A 1,991-nucleotide genomic window follows, 5' to 3' on the forward strand; every position below is an offset into this window, starting at 1 on the left:
CAGGCACTATTGGAACAGGCAACAGGGGGAATAAATTGCCGATAATATAAGAGTTATAGCTCTTTTGCNGGGAACAGGCACTATTGGAACAGGCAACAGGGGGAATAAATTGCCGATAATATAAGAGTTATAGCTCTTTTGCCCCTACTACAATTTGTAAATATACCAGCGCTCATTGCTATAAAGCATATTCCATATTAATGTCGTACAACTGACGGGATAAAGATTTTTTGCTTTCTCCCTATTCCCTATTCCCTATTCCCTATTCCCTATTCCCTATTCCCTATTCCCTATTCCCTATTTCCTAGAAAATATGAAATACCTATTATTAATTGCTAGTTTATCAGTTACTGTACTCATAAAGCTATGGAGTATTTCTGCTGTTTTACAAAGACCAGTTTTAGCAATAGCTACCTTGAGAAATATTAGTAGTAGCTGGAAAATTTCTCAAATGTACATACCTCCAGATAGAGGGGCACCTCCAGCAACAGCAGCTCCAGCAACCCGTGGTAAATCTGTTGGTAGTGGTAGCTGTTTATTAGGAAATAAAAAGTTAACTCTTTTAGTTCCAGAAACGAGATCGGGATTAACTATATCTAAATATCCAACATTTTTTGTCTATATTCCCCCTTACAAAGATGCTCAGGAAGCAGAGTTTTTTATTACAGATGCAGAGAAGAATGATATTTATAATCATCGTTTGCAGCTTCCGGAAAAATCAGGTATTATTAGAATTAAGATTTCCCCCAAAAAATCACCTCCTTTAGAAGTAAGAAAAAACTATTTATGGGGNATTAACTATATCTAAATATCCAACATTTTTTGTCTATATTCCCCCTTACAAAGATGCTCAGGAAGCAGAGTTTTTTATTACAGATGCAGAGAAGAATGATATTTATAATCATCGTTTGCAGCTTCCGGAAAAATCAGGTATTATTAGAATTAAGATTTCCCCCAAAAAATCACCTCCTTTAGAAGTAAGAAAAAACTATTTATGGGGAGTACAAATATTTTGTATTTCTGAACTAGGAGATCGTAGTGGAAACCCATTTGTTGAAGGTATAATTCAACGTATTCAACCTAAAATAAGTCTCTATAATAAGTTAGCAGGTGTCACACCTCTAACTCTACCAACTGTCTACGCTTCCCAAGGAATTTGGTATGATGCTTTAGAAAGTATGGTACAACTTCGGAGGTTAAATCCAAATAATCCGAAGTTAATAGATGACTGGGAAGAATTATTTAACTCGGCTAATTCTCAGGGTAAAGAAGAATTAATTCCAGCAGCTATATTAGATTGTTGTGAAAGAGAAGATTAAATCTGGTCATTAATGGATAATGGATAATGGATAATGGATAATTAGACCTCTCCAGAAAATAAACTTGCTCTTTATTTAAGATAAGCTAGAGTTGTAAAATTCAGTGACAAAATTATTTTTCGCATCTTTTTCGTAAGAATAAATTCCCTGTTCTCTCTAAGAACAAAAAGTCTATATCTTTTTCACCAGATGTCTATTGATAATTACCTCTGGTTAAAACCGAGAGGATTAAATATAAGGAAATATCCTATAGCAGTCCTATTTTCTTTGTGTATAAAAAACCTTACCGCTTTTAGGAAACACTTAACTGGTAACAGTTAACAACCGGGAGTCTCAAGTTTTTTATCTACTTTTTGATTTGTCACGAGCTATTTAGGATTGCTATATTTAGCATTCCTATAATAATTAATTATTTGGTAAGTTCAGATTGCTCAAAGCTAATGTGGTAACTTTTAATTTTCCTTGGAAACTAATTTCTTCTTCATCTTAGTGAAATAATAACTTAATAAATTATAGCTGACGGCTGTTTGCGCAGCATTCCGGAGGAAATGCTTACCTTTATGAAAATGGTATTATATAGCAATTCCCAAAAAGCGTGAGGTACAAAATTCTAGGTTTTAGGGAACACTTAACTGGGAAATAAGGAATAGAAAAGAAATTAAAGATAGGTGT

At 33.8% G+C, this 1,991-nt stretch carries 2 protein-coding genes; both read left to right on the forward strand.

The genetic code is table 11. The features are described from left to right. Positions 1 to 451: 451 nt before the first annotated feature. The coding region (locus tag AFK68_RS43910; protein WP_371357149.1) for a DUF928 domain-containing protein at positions 452 to 792 on the forward strand (341 nt) is incomplete at its 3' end. Positions 793 to 800: 8 nt separating this feature from the next. Then, the gene (locus AFK68_RS43915; RefSeq protein WP_371357150.1) at positions 801 to 1,319 is read left to right on the forward strand and encodes a DUF928 domain-containing protein; all 519 of its coding nucleotides are present in this window, start codon (positions 801 to 803) and stop codon (positions 1,317 to 1,319) included. The last annotated feature ends 672 nt before the right edge of the window (positions 1,320 to 1,991 follow it).

The organism is Hydrocoleum sp. CS-953, from assembly GCF_002260545.1.
Lineage (GTDB): Bacteria > Cyanobacteriota > Cyanobacteriia > Cyanobacteriales > Microcoleaceae > Trichodesmium.